The following is a 19,982-nucleotide window of genomic DNA, read 5'->3' on the forward strand; positions in this document are numbered from 1 at the left end:
CTTCGTGTACAGATATGCTCGTAAAGCCTATTCGGCCTTGGAAGCCTCGGTGTTTGCAGGCGCGGTTGCTTCGGCTGCGGGAGCCTCAGCGCTTGCTGCGGGAACTGCGTTGGTAGGAGCGGCCGCAGAGGCTGCTTCGGCGGCAGGGGCAGCAAAGGCAGCTTCGGCATCAACTTTATCAGCAGCACGTTCAGGAGCGTCTTCAGCCAGGAATTCAGCAGCCGAAACAGGTGCGCCAATGCCAGCAATAACGGCTTGAGCAATAAAGTTGCAGAACAGCTTTACCGAACGAATTGCATCGTCGTTTGCAGGGATACCAAAATTGACATCATCAGGATCGCAGTTGGTATCGATAAGCCCCACAATGGGAACGTTCAAACGCTGCGCTTCACGGATAGAAATCAGTTCGCGGTTGGTATCAACTACGAAAATCGCATCAGGAACACGCTTCATGTTCCTGATACCGTTGAGGTTCGTCTGCAGCTTCGTGAGTTCCTTATGCAGCAGGATCTGCTCTTTCTTCGGGAGCTTTTCCATACGGCCGTCGGCATCCATAGCCTCAAGCTCTTCCATACGTGATACGCGAGAACGGATGGTAACGAAGTTCGTCAGCATGCCACCGAGCCAGCGGGCGTTCACATACGGCATGCCGCAGCTGTTGGCAGCTTCAGCGATAGGTTCTTGTGCCTGCTTTTTGGTGCCCACGAACAAAATGGTGCCACCGTTTGCAGCAAGAGTGGAAACAAAGCTGTACGCTTCGTCCATGCCAATAAGCGTCTTTTTCAGATCGATGATATAGATGTCGCCACGGCTGCCGAAAATAAACGGCTTCATCTTGGGGTTCCAGCGGCGTGTCTGATGGCCGAAATGCGCACCGGCATCGACCAGGGTCTGGATAGAGACCTTCTCCATGTTCTGCTCCATTCGTTAAGCCTCTGCACCCGTTCAACCCCGCACCCGCAGCCTTTTTCGATGGCCACTAGCAGACGCGAGTCCCGCGTGCATGTGTGATAAGAAACTCATGCATGATACCACGCCCCCGCTAAGTCGGAAAGGGTCCACACATTCTTCAAGCTAACAAGCAGAAGGCCCCGACCTTGCCACTCAAACCTGTTGCCGAATCGCTTTAGGAACAATACCGTGGCTAGTCGCGGCGTATAACCACCAGGCAATCGCGGTACATAACTAACAGACCCGTTTGATCGAACAGGTCAGCAAACAGAACCCACGACGACACGAAAAGACAACAGGAAAAGAGACAGAACCCACGGCGGTATGAAACGAAAGAACCGCGATGTATTAAGATTTCTCGGTCTATGCAGATGCTGAAAGAGAAATAGTAATCATGCGCACGGTGTCGGACAAATTACCACTCGCATTAGAAGCCGTGTAGTCATAGGAAAGCACCGCAGCCCAGTTGAAAGACGCCGACCCGCTTGTTGCAGGAGCCGTCCCACTAAAGGAATATTTTTCCGCAGTGAGTGTTGTGCCGTCAGCCGCATAGGTTGAATACTCCCCGCGATCAGGCAGTTCAACTGTTTCCTCTTGAACCAACAGGCCGGCTTCTGAAAGAGTTTTCTCTATCACATGTTCATTCGAAACCGCATCAGCAAAGGAAAGCGTGCCATATCCAAGGCTTGCTGTTGCTGCGGTATAGCTCACCTGCACAACCGTACCCGCTTCATCGAGCGACAGATACACGGTTGGCGAAGCTAATTTGGAATCGGACGCGTCGGCCGTCAGCATAACGGTATCGGTTTCGACTACCGCAGAATTCTCATCGGCGACTTCCGAAGATAAGGTCAGCGTGGCGCCATGACCCAGCAGGGAAATCGCTTCATCACGTGAAGAACCAATCACCGATGCTAACGCAGGAACATCAATTCGTTTAACAGTATCAGTCGTAGCATCTTTTGTTGTGGTGCCGCTTTCAGCCACCTGTGTCGCATCGTTACCCTGCGATGGTGTCGTCTGACTGATAGCATTTTGACTGGTCTTGATTAATTCATAGCCAAGATAAACTAAAGCACCTAATAATACGATCAGAAGGATAATGGCAATGGTAAGAGCACGCCGCGTGCGACGCGATTTGCGCTGATGTTCAGGCAAGGCAGCTAGGCGGTCTTTACGGGATGTCTTTTTTGCCTTCTTGTTTGCCGTACCACCACGCGTGCTGCCGCGTTTTTCCCCAGATTTCGATTTGTCGACCACATCGGATGCTGCAAACTCGCCAGATGCCGCAGATGACGGCTGCAAATCCTCTGCGGCGATGTCTTTGCCCGATGCATCGGAGGTCTCTGTGTTGCTTGTAGACTCTTCCATCGACACACTATCGTCCGCGTCGAGTAGTTCGCCCTGATTGTCGTTGGATTTTTCAGCCGCTTTCGCTTGTTCAGCCGCCTTTGCAGCACGCGGAACTCCATCATCGGGAGCTTCGCCCACATGGTGGTTATCAACAGCCGCACCACCAAAATGAGCTGTTTCTAGTGAATTGGCAGTACTAGCAGCGGCATTATCATGCGCACCGTGCGATGACTCGACGCTGGTGGACACTACCTCCGCGTTTTTTGATTTCGTATCTTTGTCCTGAATATCAGACATACCTTATCGCCTTTCGCCGATGAAGGATTATCATACCGCTTATCCCTGCTGCCTGCTTTAATCACATATCCCTATTATGTGTCGCAGGTGTACGTTTCAAACACGTATCCCACGTATTCCACGTATCTCAACGGACTTGCTGTTGTTGGCTGCCGCACTGCATGCGTTCGAAACCCGTTACCCGTTGCTATCGAAGCACCCACCAGATAATCCAAGCCGCCAGCGCAAGAACACCCACGATAAGAATAATGGCGCGCATCCGAGTGAAGGGACCACTCGCATGCAAGTCATCCTCGGTCGTTTGCATGGAGAACTCGTCGGCACGACGAAACTTCTGTCCTTCGTGGCGTGACAGCTCGTCACGATCAGCTTGAGAACCCGGCGCCTGATCTGCTTCTACCTCTGCTAGCTCTGTCGTCTTATGCAAGCGGTTTTCATCCGCTAATTCTGTATCTGTCGCCGAAGTCGAGGAAGCTGCTTCGGCGGAATTAGCCGCATCAGCCGAGGGAGAGTGAGGCTCTGTTGCTTTCCCTCTGTGTGCTATTTCGCGCTCCTCATTCGATGACTGCACAGATTCCCGTGCAGTGGCACGAGACGTTGCCCCAGCCTGAATAACAATCTCGTCATCGTCGTCGTTCAGAGAAAGATGGGGGAATCGGTCATCCTTCGACACGTTTGCAACCTGCCTTTCATCTGCACATCTGCGCGAATTCGCTGAAACGTTTCGAAAAATGTCTCAAAAGCGTTTCCTGGTGTCCCCTGCAGGATTCGAATCTGCGTTTCCGGATCGAGCATCCGGCGTCCTTGGCCGCTAGACGAAGGGGGCATTGAAATGCGGCTTAGCGCCGCTTGTCCATAATAGCTAATGAGCAAACGTAAGCGTGAATAGCATGATCGATTACGCGATTTCAGCAAAGACTTCAGCAGCTGCAGCGCAGAAGGCATCGATTTCATCATCGGTGTGTGCCAGTGAAAGGAAGAGAGCCTCAAACTGACTCGGCGCAATAAGATATCCCCGCGCGAGCATTCCCGAGAAATAACGAGAAAACACATCGGTATCGCAGGACGCAGCATCTTCCCAGCACGTCACTACCTGATCAGTGAAGAAAACGGTTGCAAGCGAGCCAACGCGGTTGAGCGTTGCTGTAATACCCGATGCTTCGGTAGCAGCAGTCAGCCCCGCTTCCAAGCGCGCACCCACTGCTTCAAGACGCTCATACACGCCCGGTTTCTGGAGTTCGCGCAATTGTGCGAGACCTGCTTCCATCGCCACCGGGTTGCCTGAAAGCGTGCCGGCCTGGTACACCGGGCCATCCGGTGCAAGTTCGTCCATTATGCGGGCCTGACCAGCAAAACACCCCACCGGAAAACCGCCACCAATAATCTTGCCGAAAGTGCACAGATCGGGCACGACGCCATATCGTTCTTGTGCACCGCCAAGTGCTGCCCGAAAACCGCTAATAACCTCGTCAAATATAAGAAGTGCACCAAATTCTGAGCAGAGAGCACGCAGCGCTTCGAGAAAGCCCGGTGCAGGAGGAACCACGCCCATATTCCCCGCAATCGGCTCAACAATAATGGCTGCTATTCCCTGCGGATCAGCCGCAAAGGCATGTTCAACAGCAGCGACATCGTTATAGGGCAATACAACGGTATCGGCAGCCGCGCCGGCTGTGACACCGGGTGTCCCTGGAATACCAAACGTGGCAACACCACTGCCCGCCGCAACAAGCAGAGCATCAGAATGCCCGTGATAGTTGCCCGCAAATTTAATGAACTTATCGCGTCCCGTATATCCGCGCGCAAGGCGGATAGCGCTCATGGTTGCCTCGGTACCGCTTGATACCATGCGCACCTTTTCAGCTGCAGGCACCAACTTGCAAATTTCCTCCGCCATGGTAATTTCCGCTTCGCAAGGCGCCCCGTATGAAACACCACGATCAAGCTGTGCACGAACGGCGGCCTCAACAGCAGCAGGTCGGTGGCCCAAAATCATGGGACCCCAACTGCCAATAAAATCGATGTATTCGTTCCCATCGACATCCCACACATGGCTACCTTCAGCGTGATCGTAAAACACCGGAAGGGCATTCACATTAGCAAAAGCACGCACCGGCGAGTTCACACCACCGGGAATGCAGGCACGCGCCCGCGCAAAATCGCGTTCAGAACGAGAGTGGATCATCGCATTTCCTCCTCGCAGAAATAGCGCATCGATCGCTTTTTGAATTCACGGGTTGAAAAGAGCAAACGCGGTTTCGAAGTCGCAATGCCCGCCTTGATAAGCGCATGATAGATATCATCAGCTGCAGCAAAGCAGTCTTCTTGATGCGTACCATGAATCATCGTGTAGGCATTGGACGGCCAGGTAGGTTTGCGCAACCGTTCATAGCAATGGGTGACACGGGGGTCATCTGCCATAATGGCACCTGCTTTTTCGATATCAGCATCGGGAATGTCCCACACTGTCATCGCATTGAATGCATACCCCAGTCGCTGGTGGCGCACGCACGCACCAAACCGGCGAATCGTTCCATCGGCGATCCAGCGCTTAATGCGATCGATTACCTCATCGACAGACAGCGTAAAGCCTACCTGAGACAGCTGATCAGCTACCTCGTCAAACGGCAATTCACCCTGTGATATATTTCCCTGCAAAATGCGTACGAGCGCCTTTTCTGCTTCACTTAAACGCGGTGCTGCCTTAGCAACAGCACGCGGGTTCGTAAGCGCATGGTTGGCTTTATTGGACGATGGTGTCACGCGCTCTTCATGTGCTGAAGGCTTCTCTTTTGTGGGATGCGAAGAAAGTTTCCCTTCTATCGAGCACACATCTTCTGTTTCTTGGCTGCCTTTTGGCTGCACTTCGCGCGATTGATTATCCGTCAAATTGAAATCAACTTTGATTTTAAATAGGTTCTGAGCAGGTAAATCAAGAATATCATCGACGCCAGTGCGCTGCGCAATATCGGACAGAATCGCATCGATCCGTTCTTGCCCATACGCTATAACAGTAAACCAAATGTTATAGCGATCCTCACGCTGATAGTTATGCGTTACTTCGGGATACGATGAAACGACTGCAGCAGTTTGCTCAATTTTCGCCGGATCTTCTTCGGCAAGGGCACACAGTGTGCTGACATAGCCCAAATGCGCCAGGTCAAATACGCCACCAAGGCGCCGAATTTCTTTTTCTCGCAGTCGATTGACCGCCTTAAGCGCTTCTGGTTCGGTACAACCACACACCTGTGCAATAGCTGCGTAAGGGCGACGTTGCACAGGAAAATCCGCTTGGATCAGCGTAAGAATTTTCTTGTCAAGAGCAGATAGATCAGACATCGATCAGTTCTCCCATCATCACCATCGGGCAGGATTCCATCGCTTGAGGGTCGCAGCCTTGAGGTCGAATGCTTGGGACGCCGTCTTTGCCCATCGCTGGGGCGGTGCGCAATGCGTCCATTTCCTGTTGGGAAAGAATGGTCGGCGTCGCTTTGGTAGTCGCCGCACTTTCCAAGCGAGCAAGCTCTTCTTCGCGCTGGTCAGCTGGCAGTGCGTCAAGCGCCGTACGCCATTTGGCGGGAACATAAGCGCAGTACGGTTCTTCGTCCATATAATTGCCGGTTGCGGAAAGAGCGCGCGCACGGCAGCCACCGCATACTCCCTTGTATTCGCACGCTCCACACTTACCGCGCAGCTTCGAATAATCACGCAGATCATTGAATACCGCAGACGTCTCCCAGATTTCGCTGAAGGGTCTCTCCTTGACATTGCCGAGCTGCATATCGAAGTAACCGCAAGGCTGCACATCGCCGACATGACTGATGAAGGCAAAGGTGATGCCGCCCAAGCAGCCACGCGTCATCGCTTCAAGGCCGTACTGTTCAGCAGTTATTTTCGACCCTTCCGCCCGCGCTTGCTGATGAGCAATGCGGTAATAATGCGGTGCATCAGTTGGCTTGAAATGCAGCGGCGAGGTTTTCTGCTTGTAGTACGCCCATGTGAGCACTTCTTCGTATTCCTGAGGGGAAAGCTCGATCTCACGCAGACTTTCGCCGCGCCCGGTTGGTACGAGCAAAAACGGATGGAAAGCCACGGCATCGAGCTGCTGAGACAAGTCGTGCATTTCTTCCATACGCTCGGCGTTCTTCTTCGTAACCGTCATGTTGATCTGTACGCCAACCCCGGCCTGCTGAGCAAGACGAATGCCGCGAATTGCTTCATTAAAGCTGCCCTGCTGACCCCGAAATCCATCGTGTTCAGCAGCTGTCGGAAAGTCGAGCGACACCGACATGCGCCGAATTCCATGTTCGGCCATCTTGTGGGCGATCTCTTCGGTAACAATTGTTCCATTCGTGCCGACAACCGGCATGCAACCACGTTCGCGCGCGTAGTCAATAATGTCCCAAATGTCAGGGCGCATGAATGGTTCGCCACCCGTGATAATCAGGATAGGATTGGTGATCGTTGCAATGTCGTCGATAACGGCCTTGCACTGTTCAAGAGAAAGTTCACCTGCATAAGAGCCAAACTCTGCTGCCGCACGACAATGGGCGCACGACAAGTTGCAGCTTCGCGTGATTTCCCACGCAACGATGCGCGGTGCCTTTTTGCCGGTGCGCTTTTCGAAAGCGCGTGCTTGCGCGCCACCGCCAGGACGATACCCATGCCCAGCTGCTGACCCAGGATGGGCAGCAGGCGACATACCGTGAGGGTGCCCGATTGCTGCCTGGGCAGGATGTCCACCGGGATGAGCGCCCGAGTGTCCGCCGGAGTGTCCCATTGGATGATTGTTGGAGCTTTCTCCCAAATTGCTCTCTTGCTGGCCAGGCCTTTCACCGGGATGACCCATTGGATGCCCGCCCAACCGACTACTCGGATGTCCTCCCGGGCGCCCACCCGGACGCCCTGTCTGAAGCTCACTGCTTCCCGTCAGTTTTCCTGCGCTGGCAGCTTCCTGACGCGCATGATCTACCATCTGCGCAAGCTTTGTTTCCTCTGTTGTATTGCTTCTCTCCATACGTCTTCTCCTTGCAGATGCAGGCTACTCGGCAAGCCAACGAGCTACATCTTTAGCGTGATAGGTAATAATCATGTCCGCACCAGCACGCTTGATAGACAGCAGGGTCTCAAGCACAACACGGCGCTCGTCGATCCAGCCATTTTGCGCGGCGGCCTTTACCATGGCATATTCACCCGACACGTTGTAAGCAACCGTCGGAAAATGAAATTCGCGCTTTACGCGAGAAAGCACGTCAAGGTACGGCAGGGCAGGTTTCACCATAACCATGTCAGCGCCTTCAGCGATGTCGAGTGCCGCTTCACGCACACCCTCGTCGGCATTGGCAGGATCCATCTGGTACGCACGGCGATCGCCAAACGAAGGCGCCGAATCAGCCGCATCGCGGAAGGGACCATAGTACCCACTTGCATACTTTGTTGAATAACTCATAATCGGCACGTTTTCGAAACCAGCCGCATCAAGCGCTTCGCGAATGGCACCAACGCGCCCGTCCATCATGTCAGAGGGAGCTACCATTTGGCTGCCAGCGCGTGCGTGACTGACCGCTTCGGCTGCAAGCAACGAAAGCGTTTTGTCGTTGTTAACATACCCGTCTTCGTCGAGCGCACCGCAATGTCCATGGCTGGTGTATTCACACAGACAGACATCCGTGATGACAAACATCTCGGGGGCGTTCTGACGAATAAGGCGACATGCTTCCTGAACAATGCCGTGATCGTCAGCTGACTCGCTTCCTAGTTCGTCTTTGGCAGCAGGAATGCCAAACAGGATGACATAGTGCACACCAAGCGCGAGCAGCTCTTCAATTTCAGCAATAAGCAGGTCAAGCGATACCTGGAAAATACCAGGCATACTGGAAATTTCATCACGCCGACCCGTGCCAGGCTTCACAAACAGGGGGTAAATGAAATCGTTGACTGAAAGCTCGGTCTCGCGCATCATCTGGCGCACTGCTTCGCCATTGCGCATGCGACGAGGTCGATAAGTGGGAAATGAACCGTATTGCATAATCTTTTTAATCGCCTTTCAAAACACCGAGCCAGCAGGAAGTAAAGCCAACAGAAATCCCGACGTAGTCCCTGATAGCCACCGTTATCAAACAGCAATCGCCGCAGCAGCTGCCGCATCGGCGGCATCCGGCGCTTCAACAATGCGCTGTTCAGGGTCGTCATCATGCCGCGCAATTTCTTCATCGGTCAGATAGCACGCCGGGTCAGGAGCCCATAGGTCGCCTACCGCTTCAGCACGCACACGGAAATTGCCTCCGCAGATATCAAGCCAACGACATGCCTTGCACCGCCCGTTTACCCACGGACGCTTGTCCTTAAGCCGATGCATGAGTTCGCTTTGAGGCGTCGTACGGCTCGTATCGGACCAAATCTCGCTAAACGGACGATCTTTGACATTGCCAAAGCTATAATGACGCCAGAATTGATCGGCGTATACTTCGCCATCCCAGCTGATACAGGCGATGCCATTACCTGAACTATTGCCCTGATTCCACTGCAACAACTGCAGAACTTCTGCGGCACGCTGCGGATCTTCCTTCAACAGCTCCATGTAGATGAATGGTCCATCCGCATGGTTATCAACCGTTAGAATCTCGGGAGTGCCGCCTGCATTGAACCACTGCTTTGTGCGATCCATGATCAGACGCACGGCTGCACGAGTTTCTTCATGCGTCAGGTCTTCAGTGATCATTTCACTTCCCCGACCCGAATACACCAGGTGGTAGAAGCACGCACGATTAATTCCTTCGCGCTGCATCAAGTCAAAAATGCTATTGATTTCGCGCCAGTTATGCTTGTTAATCGTGAAGCGCAGCCCCACCTTAATGCCCGCTTCTTGCGCATTGTGCAGCCCCCGCAAAGCGGCATCGAAACTGCCCGCTACGCCGCGAAATTTATCGTGTGTTGCTGGATTGCCATCGAATGACACACCCACATAAGACAAGCCCACTTCAGCAAAGTCATGTGCAAGTTCGGGAGTAATCAGGGTGCCGTTCGTGGATATAACCACTCGCATGCCGGCAGCCTTGGCATACTGCATCAATTCAAGGAGATCGGGGCGCACACAGGGCTCGCCGCCTGAAAACAAGAGAACCGGAGCACCAAAAGCCGCCAGATCATCAATCATTGCCTTAGCTTCATCGGTCGATAATTGGTCGTAGTGCTGTGCATCGGACAGGGCATAGCAATGCTCGCACTTCAAGTTGCAGGTACGCGTGCAGTTCCATACGACAACAGGCTTTTTATCCTTCGAAAACTGCAACAGTCCGCTGGGCAGTTCCTTTGACATGCGCCGATAGCGCAATACATCGGATGGCTCTACCGCGCCACAATAAAGTTTTGAAATTCCAATCATTTCAGTTGCTCCTCCTTATCAAGCGCTGTCTGCAAAGCGCTTATTAACCCGGGAATCGTATGGGTATCTGCCTGCACAGAAACGGGAATTGTCAGATCGCGCATGGTATCGCTCGTCACCGGTCCGATGCTCGCACAGGTTACCGTTTCAAGCAGATGAATTAATTCACTTTCCGGCATAACCGCTGCAAGCATTTCCTTAAAATTGCGCACGGTTGATGACGACGTAAAGGTGATAGCCGACACTTCACCAGCACGAAGGGACGTCGCAAGATCCTGCGCTGCCACTTCAGCATGGGGAATAACCGTGTCATAGAGCGGCAGTACCTCAACTTGTGCACCAGCCTGCGTCAATCGATTGGGTAGGGCATCACGCGCAACCGCAGCGCGCGGTAGTAAAACACGCGTACCCCGACCAACGCCGGATTCAACGAGCGCCTGCGCAACTGATTCAGCAATAAACTTTTCAGGTACGACATCGGGTGATATCCCCTGATTATGCAGCTCAGCGGCTGTTGCGGGGCCAATTGCTGCTACCTTTACGCCGCCAAGCGAACGAGCATCAAGATGTAATTCATTAAGCGCAGCAAAGAAGCACTGCACACCATTGGCGCTGGTAAACACCACCCAATCGTACGACTCACGTACATGGGCCGCATCGCTTGCCAGGCGCATGAGGGCTGACCGTATGTGTGCATCAATGGAACGCGGCTTGATGGCAATGGTTGGAAACTCCACCACCTGCGCGCCCAGCGTTGAAAGACCACTTGAAAGGACACTCGCCTGTTCGCGACTGCGCGTAACAACAATGGACTGTCCCGAAAGCGGGCGGTTATCAAACCAGGACAGCTTATCGCGCAGCGAAACAACCTCGCCCACTACAATAATGGCTGGCGCCTGAAAGCCTGCTTCTTCTGCCGCCTGTGCAACACTATCCAACGTTGCAGTAAGCACCTCTTGCTTTGGTGTTGTCCCCCATCGCACAAGCGCAACCGGCGTATCCGCAGGACGGCCATGTTCTATCAGCCGCTGTGAAATCAATGGTAAGTCGCGAATACCCATGTAAAAGCAAAGGGTGTCGCTGCCCTGTGCCAGATGCTCCCAATCGATAGTTGGTGCTTCTTTATCGGGAGTCTCATGCCCCGTGATCAGTGTTACTGAACTTGCCTGTGTGCGATGTGTCACGGGAATACCCGCATAGGTAGCTGCAGCCACCCCGGCCGTTATGCCAGGCACTACTTCAAACGGAATACCAGCATCCACGAGGGCAAGTGCTTCTTCACCACCCCGACCGAATACAAATGGATCGCCGCCTTTCAGGCGCACAATAATCGCATGATGGTCTTGACGGGTTGCTTGATCCTGCGCTGCCGCCTTATCTAGCTGGCTTATTTCATCTTGCTGCGCTGTTTTGTCATGCGAGACTCCCTTGCCAGGGTAAGTTGCCGCACCTTGCTGTGTTGCTCCATACTGTTGGGCCGTTTCATACTGTTGGGCTACTGCAATAAGACACTGGTTAATCTCTTCTTGCGTAACATGGTCAGAAAAACCCTTCTTGCCCACAAATATCCGCTGAGCAGCCGGATTGACAAAGTGCATGACAGCACTGCTCGCCAGATAGTCGTAGATAACCACATCAGCGCACTCAAGCAGCTCTTTCGCGCGCACCGTCAGCAAACCTGGATCTCCCGGTCCAGCCCCAACCAAATACACCGTGGCGCCTAAACACTCAGACACAGCGGTACCTTCAACTTTCGCAGCGTCTGATCGTTTCTTGAGCGTCTTGAGCGACTGTTCAGCTAGCATCGAAGTATCAGTGCAGTTTGAAGAAGCGCTTTGCTCGGTCATCGTCATCGCAATGCCTCCAAGATCTCTGTGGCACCCTGACTTACCAAGTCATCAACGATTTTCCCAGCAGCCTCAATTGCTTGATCAACAGGTGTGCTTGCCTGAGCTCGCAAGAAGCGCGTGCCATCAAGCGTTGCGACGAAAGCATCAATATGAATCATTCGTCTTCCCTGTTCATCTTCCGATTCGGTAGCATAAGCACCCATCGGCACCTGGCAACCCCCTTCAAGAGCGCGCATAATATAACGCTCCGCCTCAACAGCACGAAGCGTTGGCTGATGCGATATCGCTGTACACAGATGCGCCACCTCGCGGTCATCTGCTCGGGCTTCAAGCGCGATCGCTCCCTGGCCAACAGCAGGAATCATCTCTTCAGTCGGGATAAGCGACGATATCTGTTCTTCTAACCCCAAGCGATACAGGCCAGCTGCCGCCAAGATAGCAGCATCAAATTCCCCTGCAAGCACGCGCCCAATACGCGTGTCAATATTGCCGCGTATTTCGCACGCGGTGACATCAGGACGCAAGCGTGCAAGCTGCGCCACACGCCTCAGCGACCCTGTTGCCACTCGCGCACCTGCGGGAAGATCAGAAAGTGTCAGCCCTTTAGCAGAAGCAACAATCACGTCGTTCGGATATGCGCGTTCGGTAACCCCTGCAATAAAAAGACCTTTGGGCAGAACCGTCGGCATGTCTTTCATTGAATGAACGCACACATCTACTTCGCCCTCAAGCAGGCACCGCTCGAGTTCCTTAGTAAATAGACCCTTATCCCCAATTTTTGAAAGGGCGACATCAAGAATCTTGTCGCCTTTAGTGCGTATTACCTTTACCGCGCAGTGCACTTCAGGAAAAGTCGCCTGTATAAGCGCACGCACTTTTTCAGCCTGCCACAAAGCAAGCTTGCTTCCCCTGGTTCCAATGGTGATAGTTTTATCGGTCATATCGCTTCCTCGACACATAGAATGGCAGAGATTTATTGCGCAAGCACAGTTGGCACAAAAGTGGTCTGTGTCACGTTTTTCAACTGCGGATATACCGTAGTTACGCCAGGTGCATCGGGTACATCAGGCGAAACACTGTCGGCCATGCCCGTATCTGTTGCCTGTGTGCATCCCATCATGTCTTCGGAATAGCCAAACAGATAGCGGACGGCCTCGATACATTCGAGATCGGCACCGCCTGCACCCTGCTTAAGCCGTACCGTCGGCGTATGAAGAATCTTGTTCACGAGCGCACATGTAGCAGCATCAATCGCTTCGCGCGCAGGCGAATCCGCTTCAATGTGTAACACACGCAAAAGGTGATCGACCTCGGCCGCGCGCACCGCTTCAGCATCAGCGCGCATGCGTTTGATGGTTGGCGTTACAGCATGTTCGCCCGTCCACTGAATAAAGAGGTCGGTTTCTTCATCGACAATACGTCGTGCTTCATCAGCAGCGCGCTGACGCAAACCGCGATTGTTCTTGATACGTTCGTTGATGTCATCCAAGTCGTAGAGAATAACCCCCGGAACATTCTTGCAAGCAGGATCAATGTCACGCGGAAGAGCAATATCGAGCATAAACAGCGGCTTGTCACGATTCTTTAAGATCTCAGGGCCAATAACGTAGTGCGGTGCGGCTGTGGACGAAAGTACGATGTCAGCCATTTTGATAAGGCTTTCAAGTTCCTCAAAATAGCGAGCGCTTCCTCCCAGTTCACGCGCAAGAGAGCAGGCATGGGCGTATGTCCGACTAGAAACAATAAACGATTCGACTCCCTGGCTTTGCAGGTATCGTGCGGCAAGTTCGCTCATTTCTCCCGAACCAACCACAAGGGTTGTTTTCCCTTCGAAAGAATCGAGCGTTTCCCGTGCAAGATCGATAGCCACCGTCGAGACTGACACATGGTTTTCGCTGATTGCAGTCTGGTTGCGCACCCGTTTACTGACCGCAAGCGCCTGACGGAACAGATGAGCGAGCATCATTGTGGCGCCCCCCGCTTGAAGCGCTTCGCTAAATGCGGTGCGAACCTGGCCGGCAATTTGCTGTTCGCCTAAAACCATCGAGTCGAGCGAAGATATAACTGAAAATAAATGATGAACGACCTCGGTTTTTTGCCGAACATACAGATGTCCCTCTAGAGAAGCGGGATCAATATTTTTGTACGAACTAAGAAACTGAAGGATACTCTCGTGAGCAGCTGTGATATCCGCTGCATCAACATAGATTTCCATGCGGTTGCAGGTTGATAGGATAATTGCCCCCTGAATAGAAGGCATATCGACAAGTGTGCGTATTGCTTCTGTCAGCGTCGTGCGTCCAAAAGCAACGCGTTCGCGCAGTGCCATATCGGCCGTACGAAAGCTCAGTCCCAGCAGATAGAGCTGCATGACTACCGCTCTTTCCCGGCGGTTGTCGCGGTGGTTGTCGGCTCGTCATGCTTGACTGCTGATGCATGCCCGCCGGATTCGGATGTCGTCTGCGATACAGATTGCGCTAGGGCGACCGCTTCGTTATAAGCGTCCTCAACCGAAATGCGCTCACCTGCCGCCAAACGTTTGCGCCAGCCAGCATCGGCAGCAGCCTCGAAAATAGGTTTGCGCGCGTCATGCCCGCCCGAAATGCGCTCTTTCACGAGGTCTCGCACCTGTGTCATCAAGTCGAGATAGGCGACCCAACTTTCATCAAAGTCATCCTCAAGACGATGACGAATGCGTTTCGCTTCTGTGCAGGCCGCCCCTGAAGTGGAAACCGCAATGGATAAAAGACCACGTCGCACAATAGATGGCACGATGAAATCGCATTCTTCAGGCACATCAGCAACATTGAGCAGGCAATTGCGTGAACGCGCTTCTTCGTGAATGCGCACATCAACAGCGGGAATACCGCACACGGAAAACGCGATTGATGCGCCGGCTAAATCACCCAGCTCATAGACCCGAGGAATCCATTCGACCTTGCCTTCATCGACAAGCGCCTGAATACCCTCGGTAATTTTGGGAGAAACAATTTTGATACGCGCACCATAGCGCAGTAGCGTGCGCAGTTTATGTTCAGCTATCGCGCCGCCACCGATAACCACTACCAGGCGGTCTTCGAGATCAACAAACAGAGGATACCCTGCATGCCGACCCACGGGTGCCTCGGTTGCATCCTGCATAGCGTTCCTTCTCTCGTCTGCAATTAGAACTGCGAGAACTGTACGCTATGACGTAACGTCGCATGCAAGGAAAAATCACACAGATGAAGAATTGCCCGATGACGACGTATCGGAAAAACTTTAAGCTGCCAAAGAGCTATTGGGATTAGCGGTGGCAGAACCAGAATTAGAAGAATCGGACGAAGTTGTTGCTTCAGTGGAAGACGTTGATGTCCCAGAAGAGGAATCCGAAGAGGACTCTGTGGTAGACGATGAAGCAGCAGAATTGGTAGACGAAGCTGTTCCTGAAGTCTTCGATGAGGCGCGTTGTGCGGTTGCTGTCTGAGAATATTGATCGAGCGATAGGGCACTTCCTAGCCATTTCGCTTCAATAATGCTGCCAATGCCACCCGAATTGATGGCATCAAGGGCATCGGAGACCGCTTTCTTCAGTTCGTCATTCGAGCTCAAAACACCAATAGAGCGACCAGAAACCTTCTGCATAAGTGCAGTAATATGGACATCACTGTGAGTCGTGTGCGTAATGTAGACACCAATAACGGCATCGGCCGCAACATAATCAACTTTACCGTCATTCAAATCAGAAAACGCAGTTTTCAAATCGGGCACGGTCTTCAGCGCCTCGTCACCGAATTGATTTGAAACTTCCCAGGCGCTCATGGAAGCGGCCTGCGCTTCGATGCTTACCGAACTAGAAGCACTTGGCACAGAAGATGCTTGACCTTTCGAAAAAAGAGCCACGCACGTCTGCAAATAGGGGTCTGAAAGCCAATAAGAAGACGACGAATCGGATGAGTCCATGCTCATCACCACGTCCACGGTACCTGCCTTAAGCGCCCCTTCGGCATCACTTCCGACATCAACCAACTCAAGTGACAAGCCCATCTGTGCAGCAAGCGCTGCCGCCATGTCGACATCGATGCCAGCAAGCTTGCCTGACACCTGCGTCGAATAGGGAGCATTCGACGCATCAACGCCGACGCGCAGAACCCCTTCTTTGCCGATAGTTGGTGTCGATACTGTTGGCTGCAGTTTTTCAGGGGTATACGGCTTACCAAAAAGAGACGAAGAAAGTTCCGACACCTGTGCACATCCACACAGACCAAGCACGGCGATAAGCAAGGCTGACACAACAGCCAGCAACGAAACTCTCTGCTTCATGAAGCGCCCAACTCCTTTTTGAAAAACGAACAGGCTCTTACGGCTGACCTAGTCTTCGCCCCCACACTCGCGCACTGGGGTTGAGCTTGCACCATCACCCTCTCGCCCGTGCAGCCCTCTGCTGCATAACGCGGACGGTGCGTCTTACTTCTAGAATGCGCCGTGCTCACCAACACCTTGCGGTGTGGCTTACGTGGATCCTTTTGACCGCATCTGCCATGGAATAGAAGGAACTACCTTCGCAACTACAGCCCGTAAAAGCAATTGGATTCTATCAAACACCCTCTCGCGTTCGATAAATTGCTTAATTTTAATATACCCGTTTCAGTACAACACCGTTTCAATACGTGCGCACGAACTTGGTGTCATAGGACGACTTGTTGTTTGCCTTGCTATGGGAGTGCAGCCTTAGTACACTCGGGCGAATGTCGCACCATAGACTGCCGACGCGCCCTTCCTGCACAGAATATCCGCTGCAGCATAGAGTGTGGCGCCGGTGGTATGAACATCATCCACGATGATATATCGCCCTGACACCGATGAGGCACATGGCTGCATCGTCATGCGCATGTTTTCTAGGCGTTCTGTTCGTGAAAGTCCGCGCTGATCACGGGCATGCTCGAGGGTAATTGTTTTAGCAAGCGGCACGCCCAGAAAACAAGCAACGTGGCTGGCTAACTCTTCGGCATGATCGAAACCACGACGAAGCCGTGCAGCCCGCGTTGAAGGAACAAAGGTAATAGTTGCCCCTTCAACCCAATCGGACGGGATCGCACAGGCAATAGTAAATGCCATGTCATGCGCTAAACGACGCTCACCAGAATCCTTGCATACCGTCGCAATCCGTGCGGTTGCTGCATCAAAAAGTACCGCCGAGACACATCCATCAAGAGGAAAGGTGGTTAAACCCGCTTCGCGCAGACTAAACGAATTACATTCACTGCACTGAATAGCACCCCATGGCGCACCACAACGCGGGCACGCCTTCCATTGATCAATATACGGAAGATTTTGTCGGCACGAATCGCAGAGAACAGCACCTATCGCATCGCATACTGCGCAGCGCGGCGGCCAGAAAGCATCAGCTGCAAACTGCGCAGCGTCATGCACGACAGACGACACTGCTGATGCGACACAACTTACTTGAGATGTTTGTTGAAGTACTTCTAACATGAACCCACTCGGCTTCGAATAGGCTTGATGCTAGCGCGACTATCTGTCCGCTTGCTGGCCAAAAACGAGCCAAGAGTTAGCCAGGTTATTTCAGAGCAGGTCTCAAGCCACTATCACAATCCGACGGCGATCGGCAGGGATAATACCTGTCTCTCAATAGGCAACCAGATGACACCTATCTCTCGATGAAGAATTGTGCGATATAGATTCGTAGAGCAGCTAAAAATACGTATCTGTAAGCTTTGGGCTCTCGATAAAAGTGCCCCTATCGCTGCCGAGCGAAATCGATATATCGCCTGATTGAAAAGGTCGACCAGGTAACAGTTGGGATAAAACGGCGATCGCCGGCATCTGTGACTAAACAAAGGCGCTATTATCCCTTCGACGAGACAATTGAAAGGATAATCATGGTTTCCTCAGATTCCTTACTGCTGTATGTACTGCCCGGCTGCCCTTTCTGCGCACGGGTTGATCGTTTTCTTGACGACCAGGGCATCAAAATTGAACACCGTAGTGTGCGCGAGCCAGAAAATGCCGACGAACTCAAAGCCATCGGCGGCAAAGTACAGTCCCCTTGCCTGGTCATTGACGGTAAAGCACTGTACGAATCGAAGGACATCATTGAATTTCTGAAACGCGAAGTTGTCGGCGCATAACGAATAAAAGGGTATCGACTGTTCTTAGGATGGCAGCCTGATGTGTCCAAGAAATCGTCTGGAGGCCCACCTCGAATAAAAGGCGTTTCCTTAATGAAGCGCAATAAAGCTCGCTGATTAAGAGTTTCTGAAAGGCAAAGGGTTAAAAGAGGTTTAAAGAACAAGCCCTCTTTTATGTACACGCTGATGCAGCATGAAATCAATTGGAAGGGCCTACATACAGCAGGCCCTTCTTTATCTTTAATGGAGCGGGTGACGGGAATCGAACCCGCGTTAGCAGCTTGGAAGGCTGCAGTTCTACCATTGAACCACACCCGCACAGGAAACTGCTGCCTGGTCAAAAAAACCTGACAAGTGCTGGAAATGACAGCGAAGGCAAGCGGATTCCGATCAGCATCAATATCAAAAAGCTGGTCGGGACGACAGGATTCGAACCTGCGACATCCTGCTCCCAAAGCAGGCGCGCTACCAAACTGCGCCACGTCCCGCCTGTGCAGCTCAGCCATTATAGCAAACTTGGCTTAAGCGTTAAGAAGTTTCTTTTTGAGTTCACGTAACGCATTTCCTCGATGAGAAACCGCGCTTTTTTCCTGCTGCGTTACTTCAGCAAGCGTTTTAACGCCACCGAGAACATCGGGAATGAACAGCGGGTCGTAACCAAACCCTTCGGTGCCACGCGCTTCAAAGCCAATAATACCCTCAACGGTACCGCGTGCGGTTGTTTCGCTTCCGTCCTCATCAATAAAGACAAGCGTGCAAACAAAACGCGCTGTTCGTGATGACTGTGGAACATCAGAAAGCTCGGCAAGCAGTTTCGCGTTATTGGCTTCATCGTCGCCATGAAGACCTGCATAGCGAGCAGAAAAAACGCCTGGATTGCCACCGAGCGCGTCAACTTCAAGACCCGAGTCGTCCGCCAACACTGCTCCGCCCCATGCTTCATGCGCTGCCCGTGCTTTAATCCGCGCGTTTTCTAAAAAGGTCTGGGCGTTTTCTTCCGGGTCGGATTCGATACCAGCCTGTTGGAGCGTCTTAAATTCCCACCCCTCAAAATTAAGTGCGTCTGCTATTTCAGATACTTTATGGGCGTTGTTGCTGGCGATAACTACCGTTTTCATGCATTCCCCTTGAAGCCCGTGCGTCATGCAGAAAAACTTGCGCTCGATTCTTCCTGCATGCGGTGCAACGTCGCAGAAAGATTGAAGGTACCAAAGCTCTCTTCAGGATTGAGCTGATGTAGCTGCGTCAAAGGGTACCCAAGCTGCTTGGCAATAGCTCTCACAACGGGAGCAAGACCCTCGGCTACATCGTATGGTTCCCCTCCGTCCAAATGGACATACAACGCTTCATGAAAGCCGCCAAAGGGAACAATAATCTCATCGGAAGGCGGACAGAGCGCCGCTACATTGCTTGCCCCGCCCGATGCAACCGCAACATGAGAAGCAATCCACGACCCATTAAACGGAATAACTCGATCGGTAAGCATGCGACTTTCAAGGATGTCGCACAGAAAAGTCGATCGGCCGCCCGGAACACAGAATGATCCATAGAATGCCGCACCGACGGCATAGATCTTATCGAGACTGTTTGAAAGATCAATATCAGAAAAGCCCCATGCTTCTTGAGTGCGCTTGAGTTCGTTTGATAAAAATTGCGCCGCAAGAGCTTCCTTCTTCGGAAAGTGATACTGCACAAGCGGGCGCTTAATACCACATGCCTCAGCCATCGCCGTATAGGATGTCGCATGATATCCAGTCGTTGCAAATAAGTGCCATGCTTCGCGGCGGATAGCTTCTTTCAGTTTGTCATTACGGGGTCGTGCCATAAAACCGTCCTCCCCCTTAGAAAAGTTGCAGAATGGAAAAGTATATTTCCTTAGAGAAAGGTAGCAAAAATGAATCGCCTATTGTGACGAATGCTCTTAAAACCGTAAAATTCAAAAAAAGTGCAAATGTTTATTCCATTGAACAGATCCGTGGCTTCACCCATTTTCGGGTACGGAAAGATACCCGCATG

17 protein-coding genes and 3 tRNA genes are annotated in these 19,982 nt (G+C 52.4%); 1 reads left to right on the forward strand and 19 read right to left on the reverse strand.

Features of this window, described 5'->3' with window-relative positions; all coding sequences use genetic code 11:
- Positions 1 to 27: 27 nt before the first annotated feature.
- The 15 genes from rpsB to CCUR_RS06170 all read right to left on the reverse strand — a co-directional run bounded on the left by rpsB (position 28) and on the right by CCUR_RS06170 (position 17,310).
- Entirely contained in the window at positions 28 to 912 is an 885-nt protein-coding gene (rpsB, locus tag CCUR_RS06100) for a 30S ribosomal protein S2 (RefSeq protein ID WP_015778775.1), read from the reverse strand.
- A gap of 402 nt (positions 913 to 1,314) precedes the next feature.
- Complete coding sequence (locus tag CCUR_RS06105) at positions 1,315 to 2,601, reverse strand: hypothetical protein (protein ID WP_015778776.1); 1,287 nt, start codon at positions 2,599 to 2,601, stop codon at positions 1,315 to 1,317.
- 187 nt (positions 2,602 to 2,788) lie between these two features.
- Positions 2,789 to 3,274 carry a hypothetical protein gene (locus CCUR_RS06110; protein WP_015778777.1) on the reverse strand — a complete coding sequence of 162 codons (486 nt, stop codon included), beginning with the start codon at positions 3,272 to 3,274 and terminating at the stop codon, positions 2,789 to 2,791.
- A gap of 77 nt (positions 3,275 to 3,351) precedes the next feature.
- A tRNA-Glu gene (locus CCUR_RS06115) sits at positions 3,352 to 3,427 on the reverse strand.
- Positions 3,428 to 3,499: 72 nt separating this feature from the next.
- Complete coding sequence (gene hemL / locus CCUR_RS06120) at positions 3,500 to 4,786, reverse strand: glutamate-1-semialdehyde 2,1-aminomutase (protein ID WP_015778778.1); 1,287 nt, start codon at positions 4,784 to 4,786, stop codon at positions 3,500 to 3,502.
- Positions 4,783 to 5,940 (reverse strand): siroheme decarboxylase subunit beta, encoded by a 1,158-nt coding sequence (gene ahbB / locus CCUR_RS06125; RefSeq protein ID WP_015778779.1) that lies wholly within the window; start codon positions 5,938 to 5,940, stop codon positions 4,783 to 4,785. Before ahbB ends, hemL begins: the two co-directional genes overlap by 4 nt.
- Positions 5,933 to 7,618 carry a radical SAM/SPASM domain-containing protein gene (locus tag CCUR_RS06130; protein ID WP_015778780.1) on the reverse strand — a complete coding sequence of 562 codons (1,686 nt, stop codon included), beginning with the start codon at positions 7,616 to 7,618 and terminating at the stop codon, positions 5,933 to 5,935. The genes ahbB and CCUR_RS06130 overlap by 8 nt, the downstream gene beginning before the upstream one ends.
- Positions 7,619 to 7,642: 24 nt before the next feature.
- Positions 7,643 to 8,629, reverse strand: coding sequence for a porphobilinogen synthase (gene hemB, locus CCUR_RS06135; protein ID WP_015778781.1), 987 nt, complete (start codon positions 8,627 to 8,629; stop codon positions 7,643 to 7,645).
- A gap of 87 nt (positions 8,630 to 8,716) precedes the next feature.
- Entirely contained in the window at positions 8,717 to 9,985 is a 1,269-nt protein-coding gene (gene ahbC, locus CCUR_RS06140; protein ID WP_015778782.1) for a 12,18-didecarboxysiroheme deacetylase, read from the reverse strand.
- A complete protein-coding gene (cobA, locus tag CCUR_RS06145) occupies positions 9,982 to 11,838 on the reverse strand; it encodes a uroporphyrinogen-III C-methyltransferase (protein ID WP_245526093.1) in 1,857 nt (618 codons plus the stop codon). The genes ahbC and cobA overlap by 4 nt, the downstream gene beginning before the upstream one ends.
- Complete coding sequence (gene hemC, locus CCUR_RS06150; RefSeq protein ID WP_015778784.1) at positions 11,835 to 12,776, reverse strand: hydroxymethylbilane synthase; 942 nt, start codon at positions 12,774 to 12,776, stop codon at positions 11,835 to 11,837. Before hemC ends, cobA begins: the two co-directional genes overlap by 4 nt.
- A gap of 32 nt (positions 12,777 to 12,808) precedes the next feature.
- A complete protein-coding gene (gene hemA / locus CCUR_RS06155; RefSeq protein ID WP_015778785.1) occupies positions 12,809 to 14,206 on the reverse strand; it encodes a glutamyl-tRNA reductase in 1,398 nt (465 codons plus the stop codon).
- 2 nt (positions 14,207 to 14,208) lie between these two features.
- On the reverse strand, positions 14,209 to 14,976 hold the full coding sequence (locus CCUR_RS07315; RefSeq protein ID WP_015778786.1) for a precorrin-2 dehydrogenase/sirohydrochlorin ferrochelatase family protein: 768 nt from the start codon (positions 14,974 to 14,976) through the stop codon (positions 14,209 to 14,211).
- Positions 14,977 to 15,096: 120 nt separating this feature from the next.
- Positions 15,097 to 16,137, reverse strand: a complete 1,041-nt coding sequence (locus tag CCUR_RS06165) for a substrate-binding periplasmic protein (protein ID WP_015778787.1) — start codon at positions 16,135 to 16,137, stop codon at positions 15,097 to 15,099.
- Positions 16,138 to 16,545: 408 nt separating this feature from the next.
- A complete protein-coding gene (locus CCUR_RS06170) occupies positions 16,546 to 17,310 on the reverse strand; it encodes a double zinc ribbon domain-containing protein (protein WP_015778788.1) in 765 nt (254 codons plus the stop codon).
- 407 nt (positions 17,311 to 17,717) lie between these two features.
- Between CCUR_RS06170 and CCUR_RS06175 the strand changes: the two genes are divergently transcribed.
- Entirely contained in the window at positions 17,718 to 17,966 is a 249-nt protein-coding gene (locus tag CCUR_RS06175) for a glutaredoxin family protein (protein WP_015778789.1), read from the forward strand.
- 244 nt (positions 17,967 to 18,210) lie between these two features.
- Here the strand turns inward: CCUR_RS06175 and CCUR_RS06180 are convergent.
- The 4 genes from CCUR_RS06180 to CCUR_RS06195 all read right to left on the reverse strand — a co-directional run bounded on the left by CCUR_RS06180 (position 18,211) and on the right by CCUR_RS06195 (position 19,791).
- Positions 18,211 to 18,284, reverse strand: a tRNA-Gly gene (locus CCUR_RS06180).
- A gap of 93 nt (positions 18,285 to 18,377) precedes the next feature.
- A tRNA-Pro gene (locus CCUR_RS06185) sits at positions 18,378 to 18,454 on the reverse strand.
- A 33-nt stretch (positions 18,455 to 18,487) separates the two neighbouring features.
- Positions 18,488 to 19,084: an RdgB/HAM1 family non-canonical purine NTP pyrophosphatase gene (gene rdgB / locus CCUR_RS06190; protein ID WP_015778790.1), complete on the reverse strand. Its 597-nt coding sequence runs from the start codon at positions 19,082 to 19,084 to the stop codon at positions 18,488 to 18,490.
- A 23-nt stretch (positions 19,085 to 19,107) separates the two neighbouring features.
- The gene (locus tag CCUR_RS06195) at positions 19,108 to 19,791 is read right to left on the reverse strand and encodes a TetR/AcrR family transcriptional regulator (RefSeq protein WP_015778791.1); all 684 of its coding nucleotides are present in this window, start codon (positions 19,789 to 19,791) and stop codon (positions 19,108 to 19,110) included.
- Positions 19,792 to 19,982 lie beyond the last annotated feature (191 nt).

Origin of the sequence: Cryptobacterium curtum DSM 15641 (genome assembly GCF_000023845.1) — a bacterium.
Taxonomy (GTDB): Bacteria; Actinomycetota; Coriobacteriia; order Coriobacteriales; family Eggerthellaceae; genus Cryptobacterium; species Cryptobacterium curtum.

Coding starts and splice junctions, on each gene's coding strand:
- rpsB (WP_015778775.1), bottom strand. CDS start 912: ATGGAGAAGGTCTCTATCCAGACCCTGGTCGATGCCGGTGCGCATTTC.
- CCUR_RS06105 (WP_015778776.1), bottom strand. CDS start 2,601: ATGTCTGATATTCAGGACAAAGATACGAAATCAAAAAACGCGGAGGTA.
- hemL (WP_015778778.1), bottom strand. CDS start 4,786: ATGATCCACTCTCGTTCTGAACGCGATTTTGCGCGGGCGCGTGCCTGC.
- ahbB (WP_015778779.1), bottom strand. CDS start 5,940: ATGTCTGATCTATCTGCTCTTGACAAGAAAATTCTTACGCTGATCCAA.
- CCUR_RS06130 (WP_015778780.1), bottom strand. CDS start 7,618: ATGGAGAGAAGCAATACAACAGAGGAAACAAAGCTTGCGCAGATGGTA.
- hemB (WP_015778781.1), bottom strand. CDS start 8,629: ATGCAATACGGTTCATTTCCCACTTATCGACCTCGTCGCATGCGCAAT.
- ahbC (WP_015778782.1), bottom strand. CDS start 9,985: ATGATTGGAATTTCAAAACTTTATTGTGGCGCGGTAGAGCCATCCGAT.
- cobA (WP_245526093.1), bottom strand. CDS start 11,838: ATGACGATGACCGAGCAAAGCGCTTCTTCAAACTGCACTGATACTTCG.
- hemC (WP_015778784.1), bottom strand. CDS start 12,776: ATGACCGATAAAACTATCACCATTGGAACCAGGGGAAGCAAGCTTGCT.
- hemA (WP_015778785.1), bottom strand. CDS start 14,206: ATGCAGCTCTATCTGCTGGGACTGAGCTTTCGTACGGCCGATATGGCA.
- CCUR_RS07315 (WP_015778786.1), bottom strand. CDS start 14,976: ATGCAGGATGCAACCGAGGCACCCGTGGGTCGGCATGCAGGGTATCCT.
- CCUR_RS06165 (WP_015778787.1), bottom strand. CDS start 16,137: ATGAAGCAGAGAGTTTCGTTGCTGGCTGTTGTGTCAGCCTTGCTTATC.
- CCUR_RS06170 (WP_015778788.1), bottom strand. CDS start 17,310: ATGTTAGAAGTACTTCAACAAACATCTCAAGTAAGTTGTGTCGCATCA.
- CCUR_RS06175 (WP_015778789.1), top strand. CDS start 17,718: ATGGTTTCCTCAGATTCCTTACTGCTGTATGTACTGCCCGGCTGCCCT.
- rdgB (WP_015778790.1), bottom strand. CDS start 19,084: ATGAAAACGGTAGTTATCGCCAGCAACAACGCCCATAAAGTATCTGAA.
- CCUR_RS06195 (WP_015778791.1), bottom strand. CDS start 19,791: ATGGCACGACCCCGTAATGACAAACTGAAAGAAGCTATCCGCCGCGAA.